Annotated in this window: 22 protein-coding genes; 7 read left to right on the top strand and 15 right to left on the bottom strand. The window is 53.2% G+C overall.

Annotated features, from left to right (window positions below):
- Window positions 1-5: 5 nt before the first annotated feature.
- Window positions 6-971 carry a LysR family transcriptional regulator gene (locus tag AC2FFF_RS17140; protein ID WP_246097326.1) on the top strand — a complete coding sequence of 322 codons (966 nt, stop codon included), beginning with the start codon at window positions 6-8 and terminating at the stop codon, window positions 969-971.
- A gap of 19 nt (window positions 972-990) precedes the next feature.
- Here AC2FFF_RS17140 and AC2FFF_RS17135 read toward each other — a convergent pair whose 3' ends face one another.
- The 4 genes from AC2FFF_RS17135 to AC2FFF_RS17120 all read right to left on the bottom strand — a co-directional run bounded on the left by AC2FFF_RS17135 (window position 991) and on the right by AC2FFF_RS17120 (window position 4,237).
- A complete protein-coding gene (locus tag AC2FFF_RS17135) occupies window positions 991-1,560 on the bottom strand; it encodes a carboxymuconolactone decarboxylase family protein (RefSeq protein ID WP_142639617.1) in 570 nt (189 codons plus the stop codon).
- A 137-nt stretch (window positions 1,561-1,697) separates the two neighbouring features.
- A complete protein-coding gene (locus AC2FFF_RS17130; RefSeq protein ID WP_142639615.1) occupies window positions 1,698-2,183 on the bottom strand; it encodes a YHS domain-containing (seleno)protein in 486 nt (161 codons plus the stop codon).
- A 48-nt stretch (window positions 2,184-2,231) separates the two neighbouring features.
- Window positions 2,232-3,098 (bottom strand): cysteine hydrolase family protein, encoded by an 867-nt coding sequence (locus AC2FFF_RS17125; RefSeq protein WP_058282012.1) that lies wholly within the window; start codon window positions 3,096-3,098, stop codon window positions 2,232-2,234.
- A 161-nt stretch (window positions 3,099-3,259) separates the two neighbouring features.
- Window positions 3,260-4,237, bottom strand: a complete 978-nt coding sequence (locus AC2FFF_RS17120) for an AraC family transcriptional regulator (protein ID WP_281973666.1) — start codon at window positions 4,235-4,237, stop codon at window positions 3,260-3,262.
- Between the two features lie 227 nt (window positions 4,238-4,464).
- Between AC2FFF_RS17120 and AC2FFF_RS17115 the strand changes: the two genes are divergently transcribed.
- The gene (locus tag AC2FFF_RS17115) at window positions 4,465-5,337 is read left to right on the top strand and encodes a bile acid:sodium symporter family protein (RefSeq protein ID WP_142639611.1); all 873 of its coding nucleotides are present in this window, start codon (window positions 4,465-4,467) and stop codon (window positions 5,335-5,337) included.
- 648 nt (window positions 5,338-5,985) lie between these two features.
- Here AC2FFF_RS17115 and AC2FFF_RS17110 read toward each other — a convergent pair.
- The 7 genes from AC2FFF_RS17110 to AC2FFF_RS17080 all read right to left on the bottom strand — a co-directional run bounded on the left by AC2FFF_RS17110 (window position 5,986) and on the right by AC2FFF_RS17080 (window position 13,492).
- Window positions 5,986-6,438, bottom strand: coding sequence for a LysR substrate-binding domain-containing protein (locus AC2FFF_RS17110; protein WP_496883009.1), 453 nt, complete (start codon window positions 6,436-6,438; stop codon window positions 5,986-5,988).
- Between the two features lie 380 nt (window positions 6,439-6,818).
- Window positions 6,819-7,718: a sterol desaturase family protein gene (locus AC2FFF_RS17105; protein WP_142639659.1), complete on the bottom strand. Its 900-nt coding sequence runs from the start codon at window positions 7,716-7,718 to the stop codon at window positions 6,819-6,821.
- A gap of 226 nt (window positions 7,719-7,944) precedes the next feature.
- Window positions 7,945-9,012: an L-glyceraldehyde 3-phosphate reductase gene (gene mgrA, locus AC2FFF_RS17100; RefSeq protein ID WP_142639603.1), complete on the bottom strand. Its 1,068-nt coding sequence runs from the start codon at window positions 9,010-9,012 to the stop codon at window positions 7,945-7,947.
- 125 nt (window positions 9,013-9,137) lie between these two features.
- A complete protein-coding gene (locus tag AC2FFF_RS17095) occupies window positions 9,138-9,662 on the bottom strand; it encodes a cysteine dioxygenase family protein (protein WP_246097323.1) in 525 nt (174 codons plus the stop codon).
- A 225-nt stretch (window positions 9,663-9,887) separates the two neighbouring features.
- Complete coding sequence (locus tag AC2FFF_RS17090) at window positions 9,888-10,157, bottom strand: HlyU family transcriptional regulator (RefSeq protein ID WP_281973667.1); 270 nt, start codon at window positions 10,155-10,157, stop codon at window positions 9,888-9,890.
- A 297-nt stretch (window positions 10,158-10,454) separates the two neighbouring features.
- On the bottom strand, window positions 10,455-11,948 hold the full coding sequence (locus tag AC2FFF_RS17085) for a DUF1254 domain-containing protein (RefSeq protein WP_281973668.1): 1,494 nt from the start codon (window positions 11,946-11,948) through the stop codon (window positions 10,455-10,457).
- Between the two features lie 32 nt (window positions 11,949-11,980).
- Window positions 11,981-13,492: a DUF1214 domain-containing protein gene (locus AC2FFF_RS17080; protein ID WP_281973670.1), complete on the bottom strand. Its 1,512-nt coding sequence runs from the start codon at window positions 13,490-13,492 to the stop codon at window positions 11,981-11,983.
- Between the two features lie 111 nt (window positions 13,493-13,603).
- On the opposite strand from AC2FFF_RS17080, the gene AC2FFF_RS17075 reads away from it, so the two are divergent.
- From AC2FFF_RS17075 to AC2FFF_RS17065, 3 genes are all read left to right on the top strand, one after another.
- Window positions 13,604-14,611 carry a helix-turn-helix domain-containing protein gene (locus AC2FFF_RS17075; protein ID WP_281973671.1) on the top strand — a complete coding sequence of 336 codons (1,008 nt, stop codon included), beginning with the start codon at window positions 13,604-13,606 and terminating at the stop codon, window positions 14,609-14,611.
- 250 nt (window positions 14,612-14,861) lie between these two features.
- Window positions 14,862-15,221 (top strand): YybH family protein, encoded by a 360-nt coding sequence (locus tag AC2FFF_RS17070; protein WP_281973672.1) that lies wholly within the window; start codon window positions 14,862-14,864, stop codon window positions 15,219-15,221.
- A 205-nt stretch (window positions 15,222-15,426) separates the two neighbouring features.
- The gene (locus AC2FFF_RS17065) at window positions 15,427-16,206 is read left to right on the top strand and encodes a methyltransferase domain-containing protein (protein WP_281973673.1); all 780 of its coding nucleotides are present in this window, start codon (window positions 15,427-15,429) and stop codon (window positions 16,204-16,206) included.
- Window positions 16,207-16,535: 329 nt separating this feature from the next.
- On the opposite strand, the gene AC2FFF_RS17060 is transcribed toward AC2FFF_RS17065, so the two are convergent.
- Window positions 16,536-16,757: a hypothetical protein gene (locus AC2FFF_RS17060; protein ID WP_271951927.1), complete on the bottom strand. Its 222-nt coding sequence runs from the start codon at window positions 16,755-16,757 to the stop codon at window positions 16,536-16,538.
- A gap of 22 nt (window positions 16,758-16,779) precedes the next feature.
- On the opposite strand from AC2FFF_RS17060, the gene AC2FFF_RS17055 reads away from it, so the two are divergent.
- Window positions 16,780-17,742 (top strand): LysR family transcriptional regulator, encoded by a 963-nt coding sequence (locus AC2FFF_RS17055; RefSeq protein WP_142639591.1) that lies wholly within the window; start codon window positions 16,780-16,782, stop codon window positions 17,740-17,742.
- A 164-nt stretch (window positions 17,743-17,906) separates the two neighbouring features.
- Here the strand turns inward: AC2FFF_RS17055 and AC2FFF_RS17050 are convergent, their stop codons facing one another.
- The 3 genes from AC2FFF_RS17050 to AC2FFF_RS17040 all read right to left on the bottom strand — a co-directional run bounded on the left by AC2FFF_RS17050 (window position 17,907) and on the right by AC2FFF_RS17040 (window position 20,258).
- Window positions 17,907-18,416, bottom strand: coding sequence for a MaoC family dehydratase (locus AC2FFF_RS17050; RefSeq protein WP_281996005.1), 510 nt, complete (start codon window positions 18,414-18,416; stop codon window positions 17,907-17,909).
- A gap of 66 nt (window positions 18,417-18,482) precedes the next feature.
- The gene (locus AC2FFF_RS17045; RefSeq protein WP_281996004.1) at window positions 18,483-19,274 is read right to left on the bottom strand and encodes a class I SAM-dependent methyltransferase; all 792 of its coding nucleotides are present in this window, start codon (window positions 19,272-19,274) and stop codon (window positions 18,483-18,485) included.
- Between the two features lie 63 nt (window positions 19,275-19,337).
- Window positions 19,338-20,258, bottom strand: a complete 921-nt coding sequence (locus AC2FFF_RS17040; protein WP_142639587.1) for a sulfurtransferase — start codon at window positions 20,256-20,258, stop codon at window positions 19,338-19,340.
- 266 nt (window positions 20,259-20,524) lie between these two features.
- Between AC2FFF_RS17040 and AC2FFF_RS17035 the strand changes: the two genes are divergently transcribed.
- Complete coding sequence (locus AC2FFF_RS17035) at window positions 20,525-21,805, top strand: tetratricopeptide repeat protein (protein WP_142639585.1); 1,281 nt, start codon at window positions 20,525-20,527, stop codon at window positions 21,803-21,805.
- The last annotated feature ends 285 nt before the right edge of the window (window positions 21,806-22,090 follow it).

The raw sequence follows: 22,090 nt of genomic DNA, 5'->3' as shown, positions 1-22,090 counted from the left end.
GATACTTGGCAATATATTATTCAAAAATATGGAATAATATCTTGGACAGATTTCACGCGTTAAAAGTCTTTGTGAAGGTCGCCGAACTAAAAGGTTTCGCTGCTGCGGCCCGCGACCTCAACATGTCACCACCGACAGTGACCCGAATGGTTTCTATGCTTGAGGACAGCCTCGGGCTACGTCTTTTTGTACGCACAACGCGCTCAGTGATGCTGACTGATAGCGGGCAAAGGTTTTTTGAGGATGCCAGACGTATTCTAGCTGACCTTGAAGAGGCCGAGCGCGCCGCTGTCGGTTCCTATGCCGAACCGACCGGGGAAATTAGTGTTACTGCATCAGTCCTGTTTGGCCGTATGTTCGTCACTCCAATTTTGGGCGAATTTCTGGATCTGTATCCAAAGCTCTCAGCGCGCACGCTCTATGTGGACCGAGTGGTCAATCTGATTGATGAGGGTCTCGACGTCGGGATCAGAATTGGCAACCTCGCTGATTCCAGTTTGATGGCTGTCAGGTGTGGTACGGTGAGGCAGGTCGCGTTTGCTTCCCGTAAATATCTTGACCAATATGGCGAACCAGATACGCCCGATGATTTATCCTGCCATGCAATCATTAATTCAACTGCCTTGAATGCATCGGCCCAATGGCATTTTCAACGGGGCAGAAAGACTGTCACCAAACGCATGAGCCCACGCATCAGCATGAACACAAATGACGCTGTGATCGAGTTGGCCTTGCAAGGTCATGGTGTCGGGCGGCTTCTGTCCTATCAAGTCGCACCCTACATTGCAGATGGGCGGCTCAAGACTGTTCTAAAGTCGTATGAACCACCCGAAGTCCCCATCCATCTTGTGCATCAAGAGGGACGAACCGTGTCTGCGAAGGTGCGCACCTTTGTTGACTTTGCTGTCGGACGTCTAAAATCAGATCCCCTTCTTGTCGGGAATCAAACACAGGTCCAAAAGCAAGATTAACAAATGGGCGGGCGTCGCGCTATTCAGCCACTGCCGCGACCGAGGCGATCCATGCATTTGGCACAAAGGCATCATCCAACGCGGTTTCCGCCACATGGTTCGTATAGTTCGACAGGGTTTTCAACGCTGTGCCGAGGATGACTTCCAGCATAGATCGGCGTGTGTAACCAGCCGTCAGAAACGCTTCGACCTGTGCGTCGCTGGGCCAGCCTCGGCTTTCGTTGATCACGATGGCGAATTTGCGCAGTGCTTCCAATTTGGGGTCGGCGATAGGGCTGCCATCGCGTAACGCTGCGATCACGTCTTCGGGGACACCGGCCATCTGTGAAAGAGTGGTATGGGCGGCCATGCAGTACTTGCACCCGTTCAACCGGTTGTTAGTCATAAGGATGATCTGGCGCTCAGTCTCTGACAGGCTGGTCTTTCCAAAGATGCTGGAAAGTGTCGTATAGCCTTCCAAAATTGCGGGCGCTTCGGCCATGGCCGCATAAAGGTTGGGTACAAAACCATATCCTTTCAGCGATGCTTCCAGAATTGGTTTCGCGGCATCAGGGGCTGAGGCGATTGTATATGTCTCAAAATCAGTCATGTCTGGTTTCCTTTGGGAAGAGTTTTCGACACACGCGAATTGTCATTGCGGACAGGGTGTCTTGGAGAAATGCCGGCCTTTTGGGGAGGGGAGAGGCAGCGGTGGCTCCGACCGGCAAAAGCCACCAAATTCCTCGATCAAAGGCTGCCGACAGGCGTGTGGTGGATGTCTGCCCACTTGGCATGGGCGCCTTGGATCACGGTCTCTTTGTCCTCAAGGTACTTCTTGAAGATTTCTTCATTCACAAAGAGATAGAGCTTGTCGTCCACGATATCGGCATACCGAACATCGCCATCAAGCTTCTTGCCTACATAGACGCCAAAGGCGCAGAACCCGCCGAATTGAGGCAGATGTGCCGTCGGATCCGCCTCGAATGTGGCTTTCGCTGCCTGCGACGCAAAATAGTAGTCCACTCCATCATGGGCCGATGTAAAAGTGGCGTTGCCCATTTCGGGTATTTCGGCTTCAAACATCGATACAGGATCGACGCCATGCATGCCGAGGGGCTGCCCAGTCAAGGTAAGACTGTTCGAAACGTTGTATTCATCGTCGGCCAATGCCGCCGCCGCCAGGGCGAGAGTCAACGCTGTTGTAAGCGTGGGAAATGTAAAGATGCGTGTCATGATATGTCCTTTCAGGATGCTAGGATCAAATTTGAAGATCGATTTGGGTCAGGCCGATTGGCCAATGCGCTCAACCGCGTCGTCGGTCCACCAGACGCCGTTGGCGACCATGCGGAAGTTGATGATGGCGGCGAGATACCCGTCACCTTCAGGCACCTTGGCCCCGGCTGTGGCATCGCGAACGACAGCGACTTCGTAGCCCAGCTCCAGCAGCTCGTAGAGATGCGCCTGCGTACACAGGTTCGCCGACATCCCCGCGAGGATCACCTTGTCGATCTTGCGTTTACGCAATTGCAGGTTCAGGTCATTCTGAGCAGGGCTGTAAACCTTGTGTGGCGAGCAAATGATGGTTTCGCCATCCTCGATGTACTTCTTGTATTGCGGCATCCAGTCGGCACCTGAGCCCTCGAAGTTGTCCAAATTGAGCGGTCCCAGGCGGTCAAACATGCCGATGCTGTGCATCGTCGCTTCCAGAGTGCCCTCGAACTCCCATTTGTGGTCATGTGGGTAGTAATAGTGGGGCGAGATGAAGACCGGCATCCCCGCAGCCTTGGCGGCAATGAAAAGCCGTTCGATATTGTCGACCGTGCCCTGTTCGGTCACGCTTTCGCCAACGACGCCCCACGTCACACCGTCCTCTGACAAAAAATCAATCTGGGGGTCGGTCACCACAAGCGCGGTACGCCCCGGCTCGATGGTCATGTCGATTTGGGGAAGGCCTGGATTTTCCGGGTCAGCATAGTAGGCGCGTGCTTCGTCGGTCGCGGCAAGGGCCTGCCCGCCAGCCACTATTGTTGTACCTGCCGCGGCCGCACCGGCGGCTTGTTGCAAGAGTCGCCGGCGCGCCATATCAACGCGTTCGGGCGTGACGTCGCAAGCGCAGCTTGCTCCATGTTTGTGGTCATGATTGCTCATTGCAAATTTCCTTTGTCTGAGAGGGGCAAATGGGTTTGCTTTACTCGGCAGCGCCCCAGGTGGATCTGACAAAGAAGAAGTTATGCACCACATCGATTGAGGTATCGGCCCGCCCTGCCAAGGTTTTGGCCGAACCTGCCATGTGGTCTTGAGGTGTGTGCCTAGTCGGAGGTCGCTTGCTGCCTGAATCGTGCCGGAGCCTGGCCAACCCAGCGCTTGAAGGCGCGGCTGAACGTGCTCTGTTCCGAAAACCCGGTCATAAAGGCGATCTCGGCTATGGAAGCCTTACCGTCACGGAGCAGGTCACGAGCAAGTGCAACTTGTGCCTGACCAAGAACGTCGCGATAGGTCAGCCCTTCCTCGGCCAACCTGCGGTAAAGCGTGCGCTCGCTCATTCCCATCTCTTGTGCGACATGCGCTGCTTGCGGCGCGCCGTTACTCAGGGCCGGTGTAAGCCGGTGGGCAATTGCTTGGCTCAGTGAGGTGTCGTCATCGCGAGAGTTGAACTCCTCATCCAGGTGCTTCGTCATGAAATCTGACAAGCCCGGATCGCCAAGACGATTTTCGCTTTCCAGCATAGCAGGGCGCATAGCAATGGCGTTGTGGCCGCTCCCAAATCGAACCGGGCACCCGAAATATTCGGCGTAACGCTCTGGTTCTTGTCTGCATGGATGCTGAAACGTGACATATGCGAGCGACAACCCATCACCCACAAACCGATGCATGTTCCTCGCAAAGGCCGCAAGCGCGCATTCGTTGCGCAGCTCCAAGGCAGCGCGATGTGATGTTTGTCCCTCAAAAATCCAAAGGACCGGATCGCCGGTTTCATCAAGTCTGTAAACTGCGGTGTCCGTTACGAGACGAAAATAACGCTCGATCCGTTGCAAAGATTGCCGCAAGGTCGGAGCTGTCTTTACGGCTAGGCCAAGGACGCCGAGATCATCGGTCGCAATCGCGTTCGCATAGGCCTCAACCAACGCGGCCTCGTCCGCTTGTTGCGTACGAATCCAATCGATCAGATCGAAATACGCATCATCCGCCAATTGGCCGTCTTGAGCTTCTGGTAGACGCAGCACGACAGCGCCATTCGAAATCAGGGCGCCATCGTCGTTTAGCGTCATCCCGGCGGCGTTGGCCATCGCGCGGGCGAATGCGTAAGTTACACTTGCCATACAGTGAGATTAGCACTGGAAAGCTCTTTCACGCCAGATCGTCCAACCCTGTGATAGGTATAATAAATAGAGACAGCCTCGATCTTCGGGCGCTTGAGGATAAATGCGCCAAACTGATAACACTCGTCATCAGGTTTTCTGAACGGTATCGTCCGAAAGCGTGCGGAAGCATGCAGCCATAGAGGTCATGGTAGATGGGCGAAATTTTCATATCTGTGCTGCTGCCGCTCGCAGTTGTTGTCATCATGTTCTGCCTTGGCCTCGGACTCACAGCGGCTGACTTTCAACGCATCGGACGACGTCCACGGGCCTTTTGCGTCGGCGCTCTCAACCAGATCATTTTGCTGCCTTGCATCGCTTTGATGGTGACTTTTATCTTTGGGATTTCCGCTGAGGCAGCCGTTGGCATCATGATTTTAGCGGCCTGTCCGGGCGGGGTGATCAGTAACATCGTGACCAAGCTTTCGAATTGGGATGTCGCTTTGTCCGTTACTCTTACAGCAGTCTTCAGTCTGACTTGTGTCGTTACCGTACCGCTCATCCTGGGGTTTTCGATGCAGATGTTCATGGGGGCAACTGCGCCCGCTATCGACATTTCTTCGACGGCTTTAGCAATGTTTTTTTTAACAGCTTCACCGATCCTAGCCGGGGTGATCGCGCGATCCTTGGCGCCGCGAATTGTAGCTGCGGTCGAACCAATCTTTAGCAAGGTCTCTATGCTACTTTTTGCGATGGTCATCGGAGGCGCTATCATTTCAAACTGGGTGGTGGTCGCGGATAACTACCTTAGGCTTGGACCCGCACTTTTTGTTGTAGGTGCGTCACTCACGTTTATTGGCATCATGAGTTCAGGGATGCTCGGATGCACAGACATCGAGGCGAAGACGATTTCAATTGAGACCGGCGTTCAAAACGGAGCTTTGGGAATCGCAATTGCTACTTTGCTGTTGCCTAACACCAATGGGTTAAGCGAATATGCCATACCATCCGCAATTTATAGCGTGGTCTGGATCGTAACAATGTTGCCTGTCTTCGCCCTCCTTGCGCGAAGAAGCCCAATTTCATGATCCTGACGCCTATTCGCTAGCTTTGGTTATGCGCTGAGCCAAGCCCCTTTGTTTCCATGCCAGAGCGCCGTCTGGTCAAAGAGCGACCAAGGAGCTCCAAAGCCCGTTGTGGAACGGCCGCTTTGGCGATTTTCCCTGTTGAAGGGAAGAGCTGTTGTTGCCAGTGCGGTGGATCCTGCGTCGGCGAAGGTGTAGACGCCAAGGTCAGTTTTGTCCGCAAGTCGGAATTGCAAAGTCTTGGATTAAGTGTCCGGATTGGGCTGGACCTGCCAAACATGCAAGCCGCGGAGAATGGCCGCATCGAGCCCACTTTGACCGATGCTGATCGATGCCCCAATGACAGAAATGCGCAGAAAGCGGACTTTGCAAATGTTCGGCGTGCAGCCCAGAGCTGTCGTCGGGCAGGTTATCCGGATGCTGTTGACGTAGTTCGCGGAGCCGACATTCGAGCACAACGAAGCAGATCTACGGGAGGTTGTAATCTAGTCTCTGGGAAACCAGAAATCCGCGGTAAACTCAGTAGGGTCGACTTTGATTAACAAGAACCAACGCTGCCCTTGAAGTTCTCCTTCCTACGAGGTTGGCGTACAACATTACTGGCCTCATTGCACAGTTGGCACCGAAGAGCAGTACTAGATCCAATAAACGCTATGTTTCCAGCTGGCTACGGATCCAGCTGAGAAGGGGAGATCGTGCGTCTCGCTCATGCCAAATTGCACGGATTCCCAATTCCGGCAGAGGAAAAGGGCAATCGCGCGTGACTAGGTTTTTGTTGTTGGTAGCAGCTTGGGCGAGCGTCTCCGGCACAAAAGCGATTAGATTTGTTCCTTCCAGAAAGGCCGGTTGCAGATGCAGACTATCAGTCACCAGCCCAACCTGGCGTGGGGGCAAACCCTGATCCTTTCCATAAAGGTGAACTGGGTCATCTTGTTTAACCATTAGGTTCAGCCGGACGTGTGGATATAAAAAGACCGTCTCGGCGTTCCAGCTGTTCAAAGCTGGGTGGGTTCGGTCCAATAAGCACACTAGGCGCTCGCGCAGTAGACGCTTTTGAAGAAACTTAGGATTTGCCTGAAGTCCTGACCAACTTATCAGCGGCATCCTTCGATGTTCCGGATCTCTTGTTCATCTTCGCTCCATAATGGCTTCGATGAACCAGAAATCCTCCGTTGCTCAAACCCTAAATCTATCCGGTAGGTGCTGACGTCAGACAAGTTGCTGCGATCATGGCAAGCCTCTTCTTGTCATCTTCGTACCAGATCATTCGTCAGGCTCTTGAGGAACGGCACGAGGAAGCAGCGCATGAGCATAGAACAGCTGGGACAAGCTGACATTCGCTGCGGAGGGCAAACTACACAGGTATGGGCTCCACGCGGTCATTTGCAATATCGCGATGTATGTCCACTTTGCGGACTTTTCTGCCGACGCTTAAAGCCTTGCGCATAACACTCAAGCGCGGCAAAGCAGTCTTTGGTTCAGCGCTATTGGTCTATTTGGTCATTGCCAAGCTTGGTTTGCCCGGACGAGACAGATGAAGATCGCATCTGTTGGCTCGCGGCGTCGAGGGCACCTCCGCTCGCCGGGCCGCGCAGCGGCTGAATCAGCATTCGGTCGAGCCAGAGGTCTCGGCGTGTGCGAAACTGCTTGATGCCGATTTCCATGCTTTTGTGCCCCTTCTTGGGTTGCGCAACGTAAGTGCCTAGAAGTCGGTCCCACCACGGTAGATTAAAGCCAAAGTTCGAGTTGGTCTCGCTTGGATCGACTGAATGGTGGACTCGGTGCATGTCTGGAGTGACGACGATCCATCTGAGAATTCGATCCACCGGACGCGGCAATTCAATGTTTGCGTGATTGAAGAGCGCGGTAGCGTTCAGGGTCACCTCGAAAAGGAGCACGGCGACAGCGGGCGGCCCCAAGGTTGCTACGACCGCTAGCTTGATCCCCATCGAGATGAGGATTTCTACCGGATGGAAACGCAAGCCAGTAGTCGCGTCAAAATCAAGGTCGGCGTGATGCATCCGGTGCAGACGCCAAAGCCCCGGTACGGCGTGGAACATCACATGCTGAAGATAAATTGCGAGATCTAGAAGCAGCATGGAGACCACGATGGCAACCCAAACCGGCGCCTCGATGTTATTGAAGAGCCCCCATCCGCGATCCTCGGCCATGGCTGCGAGACCAACTGCGAGGATTGGAAAGGTCAGCCGCAGGATGGCGGTGTCGAGCACCACGAGCGCAAGGTTGTTTGTCCATCGGATAACGCGCGGAATATCCCGACTTCGCCGGGGTGCGGCCACTTCCCAAAGTGCCATCGCCGCCAGGACGGATAGGAAGGCAATAATGCGGATAGTTGGTTCAGCAGCTAGGATTGTGTCGGACATGGACATCCACTATTCGGGTTTCCGTCGCGATAGAATTGCAAGCTGTTCTAGGCGACGACCGTTCCAATGTAACGCAGACATGCAAGCGATACCATCTGAGGGCGGCTTGGTCCGCAAGGCGGACATTCAGCGGAATTAACCGAACGTCTGCTTCGAGCCCAAAGCAGAAACGCCATGCGATTAAGCAGAAGAACCTGCTAGCACCAAAAATCAGTGGTCAACAATCCTACTCAATTTCCGAGGATCGCGCCCAGAGATTGATTTCCTCTTCCGAGCTTACCTCGTCAATCTTAGCGAGTTCCGCTTCGGTAAATTCCAAATTCTGGACCGCACCTACGCAATCCACGATCTGCTCAGGTCGCGAAGCGCCAACAAGGGCTGTCGTAATCCGGTCACCTCTCAGCACCCAAGCAAGCGCCATCTGAGCTAATGATTGACCGCGTGACGCCGCTATGTCGTTTAGAGCCCTGACACTCGTCAATGAACGTTCGTTGATCATGCCGTCCAATAAAGACTTGCCTTGGGTCGCACGACTGTCTTCGGGAATGCCGTTCAGATACTTCGATGTCAAAATACCCTGGGCAAGTGGCGTGAACGCAATCGATCCCACGTTCAATTCGTCAAGCGTATCCAACAGCCCGTCCCGCTCAACCCAACGGTTGAGTAGGTTATACGACGGCTGATGAATCAGGCACGGCGTGCCAAGGTCTTTCAAGATGGCCAGCGCTTCGCGCGTTCGTTGCGAGTTGTAGCTTGAAACTCCGACGTAAAGTGCGCGCCCAGAGCGCACTATATAGTCTAAGGCCCCCATAGTTTCTTCCAGAGGGGTATCTGGATCGTAACGGTGGGAATAAAAGATATCTGCGTATTCTAACCCCATCCGCTTGAGCGACTGATCACAAGAGGCCACAAGATACTTTCGTGATCCCCACTCCCCATAGGGGCCCGGCCACATATCATACCCTGCCTTGGTAGATATGATGAGTTCGTCCCGATAGCCTGCGAAATCAGTTTTTAAAATTTCACCGAATGCTTCTTCCGCCGATCCCGGTGGTGGGCCATAGTTATTTGCTAAATCAAAGTGCGTTACACCCAAGTCAAAAGCAGTGCGGCAGAGATCGCGCTTTGTCTGGTGCGGGGTATCCCCACCAAAGTTGTGCCATAGCCCAAGGCTTATCGCGGGTAGCTTTATGCCAGACTGCCCACAACGGCGATAGACCATTTGCTCGTAGCGGTCCGGATTAGGAAGAAATGGGCGTGGCCGAGGCTTCGGGGGGCGTTGTAATTTGCTCATCTGTCCATAATCCGAGATCATCACCCCGTGTCAATTCAACGAGATAGTAATCGGCTATCAGCGAAGCCTGATGTATAGACGGAACATGCCTAAGGCATTGCCAGCGCAGATTGTCAAACTGCAAACTAGTCCTCGAATAACGCGCGAACCTTCGACATGTCATAGGCATGTTCCGTCAGGTTTTCAGGATCCCATTCGCTTCGCTCAGCTTCAAAAAAATCCCCGCCGTATACGTGGATTGCTCCGGTCAACTTGGGGATAGGGTTTGTAACCGAGTGAATGAGGTCCTTACCAAGCGGAGCATATTCACCCGTCGACAATGCTCGAGCCCCCGCCGCTTCAATGCGTCCGTTAGGGTCATCTGCTACGCGCCGCCAAAAAATGTTATCTTCTCGGCCACCATAAATACCGATCACGGCCCACATTTCGTGATTGTGGGGCATTATGGTCATTCCTGGCTTCCATACGACGTTGACGATTGTCAGATCACCTGACTTGTAAATGGGAAAGATACCGCTTTCGGTCGGCTCTCCCAAGGCTTGCGTCACGCCCGCGGGATCGCGCATCGCCCGGTCCACCACCTCAGCCACCGATTTGTGAGACGCGTCCTGATCTACTGCGGTCCGGCAGTCCGCTACAAACTGTTCCATGTTCCACATATCTTCAGCCCTCAATTGCATACGATAAATGCAACAGGGTAGCACATGCTGTAAAATAGACGAAATTGGGACCCAGATTGCAGCTGCATGTATCGGGCATCTAAGACTTCCAATGACTGCTTGGCTTGCTTAGCGTTCTTTCGCCAGATCGGGGCGGATGTCTAATTTGCGGAACCATCCGTCGATTGCATCGCATAAATTAGGCTGTCTGTTTGCTTAATCGAAAATGCGGTTGCCCTGCTCGTCGATCACCTGTTTCGCCTTTGCGATGCTGAAGCTTTCGCCCTGATCCCGGGTCTCAAAAACATCCGCCCGGATCACTGTATGGGTCTTGCGATTTCCGCCGATGGTCTTTTCGATACGGGCTAGAAGGCGGTACTTGCCACCTTCGGGCATCAGGTCCGGAAAGATTTCGAACCCTCTGTAAGAGACTGGCTCCGGCTCCGACTTTTCACCACCACCGAAGAGTTTAGAGAAGAGGGACATTGGGCGGCTCCTTTCAGCGTTGCTATGACGGGAGACTAGCGCCGCTTAGGACAGGCGTGAAGCATGTCGTGCTATCACAACATTTGCCTTCGATCCGTTGGCACGCTCCTTGCGTTGCCTAGTACGTCCAGATCCGCGGTAGAAGTCCATTCCCCACACCACGCTCCCTTGTAAGACTGTCCAGACCGCCATTCTGACACGCCGCCGCCGACGACCGCTTTGAGCCCAAAACCGACACCGAAGAAAATGCAAGACGACGCCAAAAAGTAGCGTCGCCCGATAGTCGCGGCTGTCGCTTTATTCTACCAGTTCCAGATCACCAGGACGCCAGGTCTTGTCGAACCAAGGCTCGAGCGGTCCGTAGAGGCGCATCATCACGTTGAAGCTTTGCCCGGGCATGGTTTGCGTCCAGTTGTTCTCCCAACCTTCTGGGGCTTCCGGGCCAAAATAGATGCTGGTACTCCCATCCTCATTCGGCTTTATCCCCAGTCGATTAGAGTCGATACCACCGGATTCCAGGTCAGTTTCAAGGATCGACCGTGTCTGTCCGCTATACAACATAAACGACGCAAAGTTTTTCGCGGGAACGGGTGCCGGGAGAGTTACCTTGTAGGTTTTTGAGCCATCCAGGTACTGTCCGTTGTTGTCTCGCGCCGTCATCGCATAGACAGACCCCGTACCGACCGGTGGCGAGGTCATCGCAGGCGTTATGCCCGTCGCCATATAGAAAAAGTATGAACGGTCATCGAGTATGCGTGCACCGTCCTCAAGAAACAGATAGCTCTGACGTTGAAACGGTGAGTTCCATTGCCGGTCTTCATAAAAGAAAACTCCCGGATCGCGCGAGGCATACGTAATCGCTCGCGCCGTGGCGTTTGCTATCGCTGCCGCCTCCTTGAAAATGGCCTGCATACGGGCATCGGGTTCGAAGGGCTCGCCCTTCCTGATCCCTATGGAAGCAAACGTTCCTACAATTTCCGGACTGAACGCACCAATTGGATTGTTTTCGAGCGCGACGTGGATCTCTTCAAAAAAGTCTTCGTTGTTCGCGTGAACGGTGTTGTGTTGGACGCCTGAGATATTCAGGAAAGTTTCCGCGGGTGGATTATCTGCTTCACTAAGCGGATATACATTCAGACCCGCCTTGATCTCGGCAACGGGCCCAGCTGTATCTCCGTCTGCGTCCGGTGAGCGTCTCAGCAACAACCAGTGCTCGTTTGTCTTGGTGCGAAGCTCGAAGAACCCGTCGGGCACCGGCGTTTTATCATCGTTGTGCAAGAGTAGGTATTTGCCGCCTTCTCCCTTATCCGCGCCGAGCGCCCCGATATCCGTCACGTAGTCAAATGCGGCATCATCCAGCAACCCAAGCAGACCTGCCGGAACCTCAATCACCATCGGGCCATCAGAGATATCGACATTCGAACCAATGTAGATTGTGGTGGTATTGGGCGTCAGCCAGATGGATCGCGCGTCCAGCAGGTCTTCTGCAATCACGACGTCATTAGGATTGACGCCTAAGTCCTCGTACCCCTGAAACATAGCCCGAAGCGAAGCGATTTTCATACCATCTAAGAACGCCGTCGTAGCCCTAATCAGATCAAGGTTATCGAAGACCTTCTCCACCGTCTCGGGCGATGGCATACCATCGAAGAATTCAAGATCACCAAGCGTCTGGGTCTCGACTCGGTCTGGAGTTAGAATATTGTCAGGCACGTCGGCTTTGAACTCTTGGGCTGTAGATTGCGATCCGACTACTAGTGCGAACAGCAAGGCAACTGACTTTGCTTTCACTATTACCTCCATTGGTTTTTTTGGTTTTGTGGTCAGTTTACTTTTTCGAGATCTCCCAACATCCAGCCACTTTCCAACCAACCGTCTTGCGGCCCGTAAAGGCGGAATAACAGGAAGTACGGCTCTGTGGTTGGTATCCAGTTGCTTTCCTTTCCGTCCGGAGCCTCTGGGCCAAAATAAATGTCGTAGGAGCCGTCTTCATTAGCCTGCATCGCATCAGTGTCGCGCTCGGACAAACCGACAGGATCAACGTTCCGAATGAAGCTCTTGGTCTCCATCGAATAAACAATCACGGACCAAAAATCGTCGGCAGGTGTGTCCGCTGGGACGTTCAGTCTATAGGTCTGATTGTGATCGTACATTTCTCCGTCGCTGTCGCGCAGACCTGTCAGATAAAATGTACCTCCGCCCAGTTGTTTCGGCAGGTATGTAATCCAGAAATAACTGCCGCCCGCACGCGCATCCACAAGGACTTCGGTCTCTGTCTCATACGGGAAACCAGCCTCCGGTTGACCTTCGGCGAAGTCCCAAATCAGCCACTGGCTCCTCATCTCGCCGCTATCGTCGACCCAAAGTGGGATCATGGCTTTCCCAGGCGTCACAAAGTAATTCTGCATCGAGGCATATGCGAGCAGCAAGCCCTCGTTCATTGCCTGCATCTGAAGTTCACTTGGCTCGAAAGGCTTTCCCTTTTCGATCCCGAGATCTTTCAAAAAATTCACCATAACCTTGTCTTGTGGACGTATCGGGTTGTTTTGAACGTAATCGTTCAAGTCCTGAAAGAAGGTCTCGTTGTAGTAAGGAAGCGAGTCGTACGGGACTTCGGACGCTTCGAAATAGTTGTTTGGCGGTGGATTGTCGGCCTCAGACAAATAGTAGACCTTTATTGTCTGAGCGTAGTCGGCCGCATCGGCGTCCGTTCCGCCATTCGTCAGTTTTGGCCGGAACGAAAAACCATACTCGTAGGTATCTGTTTCAAAGGGAAGGTATCCCGCCTCAGTTAATTCCTCTAGGGACATATCCCCTTCGTAGCCTGGGGGTAGCATGAGGTACTTGCCGCCGGCACCTTCATCGAAACCATCGGGACCAACGTCCACGATAGGAACATCCCAAGCATTCACGATTGTACCGAAGTAGTTCACCTTGTCGGTAGCTGCGGGCACTTCAATGACAAGGGGACCGGGTTCGGAGGTCATTGAAGCCCAAGCATAGGCCGTAACATCGTTAGCCGTAAGAAACCCATGTTTGGAATCGAACGGCTTGTTGAGATAAATGATGTCGTTGTAGTCGCCACCGAGGTCGCGGCGAATGCCCTTCAGAAAATCGATCATACCAGCGGCGGGCATTCCCCAGATGGCCGTCTGAGTGGCGCGCTGCACCATGATCTTGTACTCGATGTCCTCGACCTCGGCTGATCGTGCAAGGATGTCGCCCGTGTCGTTGAAGGACTGGGAGAAAACTGGTGAAGCAGAAATACCTGCGCCGAGCACCATTCCCAAAAAATGCATCGAAAAACCGCCGTGTAATGGCCGAAGTATTTTCATATTGCAATGCTCCCTGCTGTTTAGGGAAAGCTTGCACATCCGTTCAGCCGATGCGTATCATTTCACGACACGCGGGCAAACAAGCGGGTTGACGGATTGAACCTACCACCGATGATTTCGGCCAAGGCCTTGGGCGCGATGCCCCAGTTTGTGCTTGAGGCCGCAGGGGAAAGGCGCCTGTTGCGTGCTTTTGACTCGGCCGATCTTCCTGTTCACTTCATTGAGGAAAGAGGCGGTTACATCTCGGAGCATGCCTTGGCGACCTTTGTGCACGAAGCCGCACGATCCGCGGGACAACAAAACATCGGATTGTTGTGGTCACCGTATCTCACCGTCGCTGATTACGGCGCCTGGGGGAGCTACGTTCTTTCTGCTCCAACGCTGGGGGCAGCGCTAATACGAGCTTCTGCCGTCATGCCATTTCATTCGTCCGCGGATCGCGCGTGGCTTGAAACTACGGGCAGTAGCGCGCGTTACTGTTATCGTTTTGGACTTCGCTCGCATTTCGCGTATCCGGACATCGGTTTCTCGGCCGTTGGGGTTTTTCTGAGCATATTCCGCGCGTATTTAGGAAACGACTGGAAGCCATCGGCCGTGCTCTTGGACTTCCCGAAGGTTCCTGGATTTGTCGAGGCAGAAGACACCTACGCTTGTCCTGTAATCTGGAACGCCACCCGGCTTGGGGTTGAGTTAGATGCATCGACTTTGCGAGCCGAAGCCACGCCCAAAAAACTTAGCGGCGGCTCGACAACTGTCGGAGATATTTCTCGTGAACGATTGGGCGGCCCCCCCCAAACACTTCGAGGACAAGTCGAAGAGGTGGTTTGGCAACAACTTCATCGGGAGGAAATGTCGATTGATGCCACCGCGCGTTCGCTCGATCTTGGCGTTCGCACACTACAACGGAAGTTAGCAAGCGAAGGGGTTCGTTTTCGCGAAATCGTCAACGATGTTAGGGTAGCAAGGGCCGAGGAACTCCTAACGGATACGCGCGAGACAGTCTCCAGTATCTCCTCCATGCTAGGATATGAAACCGCAAACAATTTCAGCCGCGCATTTAGGAATTTGACGGGACTGGCGCCCTCTGACTATCGCAAGATGAACTCCGACCATAGTTGACATGTGGGTCGCGAGACCAGTCTTCGAATGCCTGCTTTGTCCGCATAGCAGTCATTTATGCCTTGTACAGCGATTGTCTACTTGAGCCCAAAGAGTCATATGCTGCATCTTGCTTAGATGTCAGTTCCCAGGCGCAAAACCAAAGACGGGTTTGTCCTAGGTAGAAGCGACGCAAACAATCTGATCGAGGTTGATTTGACAGTAGAATTGCAGAACCTGATGCTAGGACAGCGAAATTAGGAGTGTTTGTATGTCCTTCAAACAACATTGCCAGGAGGTATTCGACCACTATGTCGCCTGCTACCGACAAGGGGACGCCAATGGATGCGCTTCCGTGTTTGCAGCGCAAGCAGAGATGTACTCTCCCTTCGGCCCACCTTCCATTGGAAGGCAAGCTATTGAAGACACACATGCAGAGTGGGTCGCGGAAGGTGGAGAAGACAAAAAAATCAATGTCTCTAGTGCAGGTCGAGACGGCGAACTCGGCTGGTGTCTTGCAGAATTTAGCGAAGGCACGACAGGTGAAGGCGTTTCGCTGAATGTGCTTGAGCGACAACCAGATGGTCGATGGCTAATCACACTATGCAGTCTTAATGAGACGCATCCCTAGAATTTAAACAGCTTGCTGCCGTCTGTTCCCATGCGTCGAATTGCCGATGTTAAATAGTTTTTATCTAAACCAACCGAGCCGAGCTAAATTGAAAGGAATCTACCATACTGAACCTCGAACTTGCCAAGAAGCTGTCTAGCCCCCATGTTGTGGGCCATTTCGGACTAGAGTTTCGGGGACTGGTGGGCTTTGTAAGGGTGGAGAGTTGCTTAAGTTTGACGCTGAAACAACGAAATTACTAGAAACCGCCTATCAGGGAGCCGAATTGACGCGGCGACGACAGGTGTCATTTGATGCGCTGTGCCCTTCTCCCGGTGAAACTATTTTGGACATCGGATGTGGCAACGGGCTGTTGACAGCAGAGTTGGCTCGCGCAGTTGGCTCGGATGGCTGTGTCATCGGGATCGACCCAAGCACTGACATGACAGCGGCCGCTAAAGAACGATGCAGCGACTACGCAAACGTGGAGTTTCGTGCTGGTGCTGCAAATAGCTTGCCCATTGAGAATGAGAGTGCTGACAAAGCGGTCTCGGTACAAGTCTTTGAGTACATCGAAGACGTAGACGGTGCGTTGGCTGACACGCTGCGGTGCGTCAAACCCGGCGGGCGGCTTGTCATCAGTGATCTGCACTTTGGTAGCTTGATTTGGTTCAGCGATGAGCCCGACAGAATGCAAAAGATGCTGACTTCCTGGAACCAGCACTTTGTGAGTGGTTCCCTCCCGGAAAGACTGCCCGCACTGATAAAGGCTCGCGGCGACCATGTGGAAGATGTCTTGTCGTTCACTATGACAGATCACCAGCTAAAGCCTGATGGCCTCGCAATCATGATGATGCACCTCATGAAGCAATACGCTGTCGCAAATGACTATGTTGATCCCGCAGTTGCGCAATCGTGGTTTGACGAACAGTTCAGCCTTGCAAAAGTTGGACGCTTCTTCTTTTCGATGACCCAATTTGTCGTCGTGGCGCGTAGAAAAGGGTGATCGAGCGAAGTAACTCGGCCTAGGTTCTTCCGCAGGCTTCCTGAAAGTCGCGGTTGAAGAGACCCCCATTGGTGTCACAGTCGCCCCAATTGGTGCTGCAAATCTTTTGTCCATACTTAATTGTCGTCGGTGATGCCCCAAGGAAGTGCCAGACGTGCAGGCATTGATCAGACGTTCGAACGACCGCAGCGATAGGTGTGATGACAGAAGGTCTCGTGTTGCTACTTACTCTATGGCGACAACACAGGTGCGTGGCTGTCACTTCCAGCTTGCAGCTGCATTTTGGTGCGATCTAATCGCCTTATTCGGCCGATTGTCACCAAGTGTTGTCAGAACTTTCCTGGATACAGGTTCATCATGTTCTGCACGTCAAGCTCACTCGAAAACGCATCGGGATTACTCCAGATCACGTCATTAATATAGTCGCGTTCCGCGTGAAGATCGTTGGCTGTAGGCCGCAGCTTCCGGGTTTCGGGGAAGGCTCTTTTGGTCCAACCGAACAGTCCACCAAATACGGCCCAGAGGCTGGGTGACATTGTATGGGAAGCCATCTCATGGTCCTTTCCGAGTTAATTGCGCTGTCGCAACAACAGTAACTGTTCTCCCGTTTTTCTGGTATCCGGCACAAAATTGTGCTGTTCTACAAAAATGAAGAACGGGTTCCGAAATTGGTCGGATATTCGTGTGTTCCTCTCTGTCTTCAGAGAAGGGTCGACGCTTGCGGCCTCTAGAAAGCTAAAGGTCTCCCAACCAACGGTTGCCCGACGCATTGATGTTCTCGAAAGAGAAACAGGCTTGACGCTTTTTGAGCGCGGTACGCACGGGTTCAAACCGACCCCAGAAGCCCTTCGCCTCGTTCCCCTCGCCGAAGCAATCGAGACTTCAGTCCTTGAATTTGCCGATTGCGCGAAAGAATTGACGTCGACACAACCCATCCGTATCACCGCTTACTCAGCAAACTTCTCTGCACGCATGATTGAAATCGTAAACGAGTTTTCCGCCGACAATCAGGATGTCGCATTCGAGTTTTTGTCCAGCGTTCGGGCGCTGGACCTGATGGCGGGCGAGGCCGACATTGCTTTGCGCCTTGCAAGAACTGAACCTGATCCTGACCTGATCTGTCGTAAGATCAGCACGGCCCGCTGGTCTTTGTTCGGCAGCAGAAATTACGCGGACAAATTTGGCTTACCGGGGTCAACGAATGATCTGGCCGGGCATCAGTTTGTTACCTTTCAGCGGGACGATGTACCAAATGTATTCCACGAATGGTTGACCAATCACGTGGAGCCGGACCAGATCGTCATGTCTTTCACCGAACTGGAGCTAATGCATGCGGCGATCAGGTCAGGGCAAGGCCTTGGGATCAGCAATGTCAAGCTGGTGGAAACAGACATGTCTTTTATCCGATGTTTCGACGAAATCCCCGAACTTGCGGTGCCGCACCTAATGCTCATTTCGCCGGAAGCCTATCGTCGGCCAGAGGTTAGAGCCTTCGTTAAGTTCTTCGCACCTCGCTATGCGGCAATCTACAAGTAGTTATTTAGGCAAAAAAGGATTGAGAACACGCGAACAAGCTAGTTTGCATGTACGCCACGACCGCAATTGCGAATAGAAGCCTTATGTGGCGAGCCCAAGGATACTTTTGAAGATGACAAAGGGAGGTCGAATTGATCGCCGCGCCCAAGTCGCTGCAAACCGCCTTAACTCCGACATGCCATCACGTGGTGCATGACCAGGTTAAGAACTTCAACATCGTTCTGGTTAAATGTCTGGTATCGGAATTTGACCGTTCCCCGGTCTGGCTTCGAACGTGATGGTGTAATTGCCTCAACCGTGACGCGCACGCTGATCGTGTCACCGGAATACACCGGAGCCAGCCACCGTACCTCGTCCATACCATGTCCACCCAGATTGGTGCCGGTAAGTACACCAGTGTCGCGGAACAACCTGAAAGTAAGCGCTATTGTTTGAAATCCACTGGCGATGAGACCGCCGAAAATCGACTCTGCGGCAGCCACTTTGTTAACGTGGAAGGGCTGCGGGTCATGAACCAGTGCGAAGTCAATAATCGCTCCCTCGGTCAGCGTAACGCCACCGGTTTCGAAAGTTTCGCCAACCGACAAATCGTCGATGTATTTTCCGCTGGCCATGGCAAAAGTATAGTTTGATGCACACTCAACCGTCAACGCGGAGCCACGCTCGGCAGCCACTAATGCCGCATTGTCATTCGACTATGGCAAAGATCGTAATTGAGAACTGAGCCAGTGGTCTTTGACCTATGCCGCGGCGACAAAAAGGTGCGCTTCTTGCGGTACGTGCAATACGCCTTCATTGTCATATCTAGACAAAACGTCTGCAACCTCTTCCACGACCTTGTTGGTGACGTCAGCACCTGCATCCCTAAGATCAGTTTCGATTGGCAGCGCCATGATTTGCGCACGAAGGTCAATAAATCTTCGCTCTAGTACCAATGGCTCGTGACGAGCTATCTTAAAGCCTGCATCGACCAACAAGTTCGAAATGAGGTCCCCATCTCGAAACGAAAAAGGCGCTCTGGCCTTGACTGCGGCATCTGTTCCAACATGCTGTTCGAGAGCTTTTGCAAGTGCTCCATTGAAGGGCGACACAGCGCGCCAACATGTCAAAAACAGCTGACCGTCATTGCGCAAGATCCTATGAACTTCTTTCAACGCGGCGGATTTGTCGGGGAAGAACTGAAGCCCCTGTTGTATGAAGGCATAGTCAAACGTAGCGTCTCCGAAAGGTAACTCGGTTACATCTGCTGCATACCACTCGAGCACATGACGACAATCCAGCTGATTGGACTGCGCGACCTCAATCATGGTTTCGTTCAGATCTACGCCAACAACCCGGCCTTCGCCCGTCAGTTTCCTTGCAATCTCTCGCGTCAAAGCCCCGGTGCCGCATGCAATGTCGATAACACAAGTGCCGCTTCGAAGCTGAACCTTCTGCATTGTTGCTTCAGCCAATGGGCCGAACATCGCAGGCACACTATGGTTGTTGTACTTCTGCGCAGCTTCTTTGGTCAGCCGGAAATTGTCCGTCATCAAAATATCCTCCTAGCAACGCGTCAATAATTGGATCACCCAAAGTGACCCAAAATCGTAGTCTCACGAGGTTTCAACCGGAAGGCTCTCATCGGCGCTCCATTCAGCCCAGGAACCATCATAGAGGCGCGACTTGTCGAACCCCATGTGGCGAAGCGCAAGGAGACCGCAAGAGGCGGCAATACCGCGACCGCAATACGCGATAACCTCGTCGTCGGTTTGAATTCCCTTGTCCTGATAGTGCTGAAGGAGGCGGAGGCGATCCGCCAACCTGAATGAGCCTCGTTCCTTTAGTTTCGCTGCCCGCTCAGCAATGGGTGTGTGTGCCAAATCCGGATCGATGTTCGATATCGCCGGTATGTTAACTGCACCGGGGATATGTCCCGAGCGACCTCCCCATGTGTGAACACCGTCGCCTCGGAAGAGGTCGTTTGGCAGAAAGTCCACAACTCTGACCTCAGGCATTCCTATCGCGTCCAGAACGTCAGTTTTGCTGGCAATCCAATTGCTCTGCACCTTGGGAGCGAAGTCGCCAGGCTCAACGGATGGATCGCCAGTTTCAGTGGGTCGACCTTCGAGTTTCCATTGCTGCAAGCCGCCGTCCAAGACCTGCGCGTTTTTATGGCCATAGTGCGAAAGTGCCCACCAAAGACGCGCTGAAGCCAACGGAAGCCCGGAATCATCGTAGACCAAGACATGACTGTCGTTGGAAACACCCAACTCGCGCATCTTTTTCCCAAAATCCTCTGGCCCGAGCATCATATCGGGAACGTTCTGATTGCTGTCTGCAAGCTCCGTCGACATGCCTACATACACGGCGCCGGGAATGTGCTCGGCTTGGAACTCGCTCCTATCGTCATAGGCTAAGCCCTTGCCGTTTTCCTCCCTAAACTTCCAGCGAACATCAATGATGCGTAGTTTCGGGTCAGTCAGGTTATCTGCCAACCAAGCCGTATCAATGAGCGGGCGAGTTTGGGTTGTCATACCTACGTTCTCCTCTAACCGGACGCGGGCCGGGCCGTATGGAATAATCCCCAAAATTGCTTTCGGAGTCCAATTTTAGGAAATTGGGATTTGATGATGCAACTATGGTTTGATTGGCATTTCGATGATTTCATGAGACTTCTGAAAGAAACGGATGCTGAAATCAGGGCGCCTCGCAACGTCGATTTCCTTTGACTCGTTTATGGCTAGGCATGCTCATATAGCTCACTGACGGACAGGTTTGGTACAGATAGTGGAAGGTTTGGATGCTTGAAGATCGGTACGGAAGCCCGCTAACGACCACATCACAAGCTGCGCGAGACGCCTACGTTGAAGGCATCGATCGTTTTCTGGGTGCTTTTGATGATGTTGAAGAAGCTTACCGTTCTGCAATGCAGGCAGATGATAGTTTTGCCATGCCCCATGTTGGGCTTGCGCGATACCTTGTTACCGTCGGGCGTGGACAAGATGCAAAGCGTGAAATAGCCGTCGCAAAGGAACTGTCGCATGGCGTCAGTTCGCGCGAAGCCGCCCAGATCGACATTATCAGCGATCTCATTGAGGGGCGTGCACCGCAGGCTTACAGGCGCATCCGGGATCACGTCGCTGACCATCCACGAGATATTTTGCTTGCTCAGACCTGTACCAGCGTATTTGGCTTAATAGGGTTTTCAGGTCAGGCTGGACGCGAGGCGGAGCAGCTTGCGTACACGACCATGTTAAAGCCACACTATGGCGACGACTGGTGGTTTCTCTGTCAGCATGCATTTGCCCAGATGGAGGCCGGACAGATTGGCCCGGCCGCGGAAAACATCGAGTGCGCACTTGAGTTGAAGCCAGACAGCGCACACACTGCACATGTCAGGGCCCATCTCTACTATGAGAACGGTGAGACGGACGCTGGCTACGCTTATCTGCGCGAGTTTTGGCAAGACTATCCCTCCACAGCGTATCTGCACTGCCATCTCAGTTGGCACGTCGCTCTGTGGGCGCTTGAGAGCGGCGATGTGGCGGGTATGTGGAAGCTGTTCGATGATTATGTTTCCCCCGACCGACCTCCTGCGCCACCACTGAACGTTCTGACTGATAGTGTGGCAATTGTTCACCGCGCCTTTTTGGCTGGCGAGCAAATTCCCCAGGAGCGTTGGCAACAACTCAGCGACTATGCTGTTGAGTTCTTTCCTTCACCTGGCTTGGCTTTTGCGGATGTTCACGCTGCTCTTGCGCATGCGATGGCTGGAAACAGAGAGCGTCTGGAATCAACCATTGACGGCGCAAAGGGACCCGCAGGCCCCACCGTTGTTTCTGTCGCAGGCGCATTCCGTGCGTTGGCGGATGGAAATGCGGATGAAGCGATTGAGAAATTCGTAAGTGTCATGTCTGAGCACGAACGCCTTGGTGGTAGCCGGGCGCAACGCGACATTATTGAGTTTTCATTGGCGCATGCGCTGGCAATTTCGGGACAATCGAATGAAGCTCAACGCATTCTCAACATGCATCGACCGCATACCTCTCACGACCATGCAGTTGCCACGCTAGAAGAATAGGGTCCCCCGTATTTTTGACGCCCGCAATGAGCGCAAATTACAGGTTTTCAACGCCACTTTGAACGTAAGCTGTCGCACGACGCTACTAGGTCCCAAAAGTGTTAGTTGGCGGAAAAGAACAATCTGACTGCTGACATCAGCTTTCTCAAATGCCCGTCTTAGGTGTGCAAGCGGTGATTGTGGTCTTGTCGGCGGGCTACTGTGGAGGGATTGGACCGCCCGTCACTCACGCGGCCGACAAGTTGATCAGTTGCCAAGAAGAGTGCTTCGATCAAATGGGGCTCA

The organism is Ruegeria sp. YTSA226 (assembly GCF_059609905.1).
The sequence above is the reverse complement of the archived record's forward strand: the minus strand, read 5'-3'. Positions and strand labels throughout refer to the sequence as shown.

What these genes read in the sequence shown, in the direction of transcription:
- AC2FFF_RS17135 (WP_142639617.1), bottom strand. Translation starts at nt 1,560, where the DNA reads ATGACTGATTTTGAGACATATACAATCGCCTCAGCCCCTGATGCCGCG.
- AC2FFF_RS17130 (WP_142639615.1), bottom strand. Translation starts at nt 2,183, where the DNA reads ATGACACGCATCTTTACATTTCCCACGCTTACAACAGCGTTGACTCTC.
- AC2FFF_RS17125 (WP_058282012.1), bottom strand. Translation starts at nt 3,098, where the DNA reads ATGAGCAATCATGACCACAAACATGGAGCAAGCTGCGCTTGCGACGTC.
- AC2FFF_RS17120 (WP_281973666.1), bottom strand. Translation starts at nt 4,237, where the DNA reads ATGGCCAACGCCGCCGGGATGACGCTAAACGACGATGGCGCCCTGATT.
- AC2FFF_RS17115 (WP_142639611.1), top strand. Translation starts at nt 4,465, where the DNA reads ATGGGCGAAATTTTCATATCTGTGCTGCTGCCGCTCGCAGTTGTTGTC.
- AC2FFF_RS17110 (WP_496883009.1), bottom strand. Translation starts at nt 6,438, where the DNA reads ATGCCGCTGATAAGTTGGTCAGGACTTCAGGCAAATCCTAAGTTTCTT.
- AC2FFF_RS17105 (WP_142639659.1), bottom strand. Translation starts at nt 7,718, where the DNA reads ATGTCCGACACAATCCTAGCTGCTGAACCAACTATCCGCATTATTGCC.
- mgrA (WP_142639603.1), bottom strand. Translation starts at nt 9,012, where the DNA reads ATGAGCAAATTACAACGCCCCCCGAAGCCTCGGCCACGCCCATTTCTT.
- AC2FFF_RS17095 (WP_246097323.1), bottom strand. Translation starts at nt 9,662, where the DNA reads ATGGAACAGTTTGTAGCGGACTGCCGGACCGCAGTAGATCAGGACGCG.
- AC2FFF_RS17090 (WP_281973667.1), bottom strand. Translation starts at nt 10,157, where the DNA reads ATGTCCCTCTTCTCTAAACTCTTCGGTGGTGGTGAAAAGTCGGAGCCG.
- AC2FFF_RS17080 (WP_281973670.1), bottom strand. Translation starts at nt 13,492, where the DNA reads ATGAAAATACTTCGGCCATTACACGGCGGTTTTTCGATGCATTTTTTG.
- AC2FFF_RS17075 (WP_281973671.1), top strand. Translation starts at nt 13,604, where the DNA reads ATGATTTCGGCCAAGGCCTTGGGCGCGATGCCCCAGTTTGTGCTTGAG.
- AC2FFF_RS17070 (WP_281973672.1), top strand. Translation starts at nt 14,862, where the DNA reads ATGTCCTTCAAACAACATTGCCAGGAGGTATTCGACCACTATGTCGCC.
- AC2FFF_RS17060 (WP_271951927.1), bottom strand. Translation starts at nt 16,757, where the DNA reads ATGGCTTCCCATACAATGTCACCCAGCCTCTGGGCCGTATTTGGTGGA.
- AC2FFF_RS17045 (WP_281996004.1), bottom strand. Translation starts at nt 19,274, where the DNA reads ATGACGGACAATTTCCGGCTGACCAAAGAAGCTGCGCAGAAGTACAAC.
- AC2FFF_RS17040 (WP_142639587.1), bottom strand. Translation starts at nt 20,258, where the DNA reads ATGACAACCCAAACTCGCCCGCTCATTGATACGGCTTGGTTGGCAGAT.
- AC2FFF_RS17035 (WP_142639585.1), top strand. Translation starts at nt 20,525, where the DNA reads ATGCTTGAAGATCGGTACGGAAGCCCGCTAACGACCACATCACAAGCT.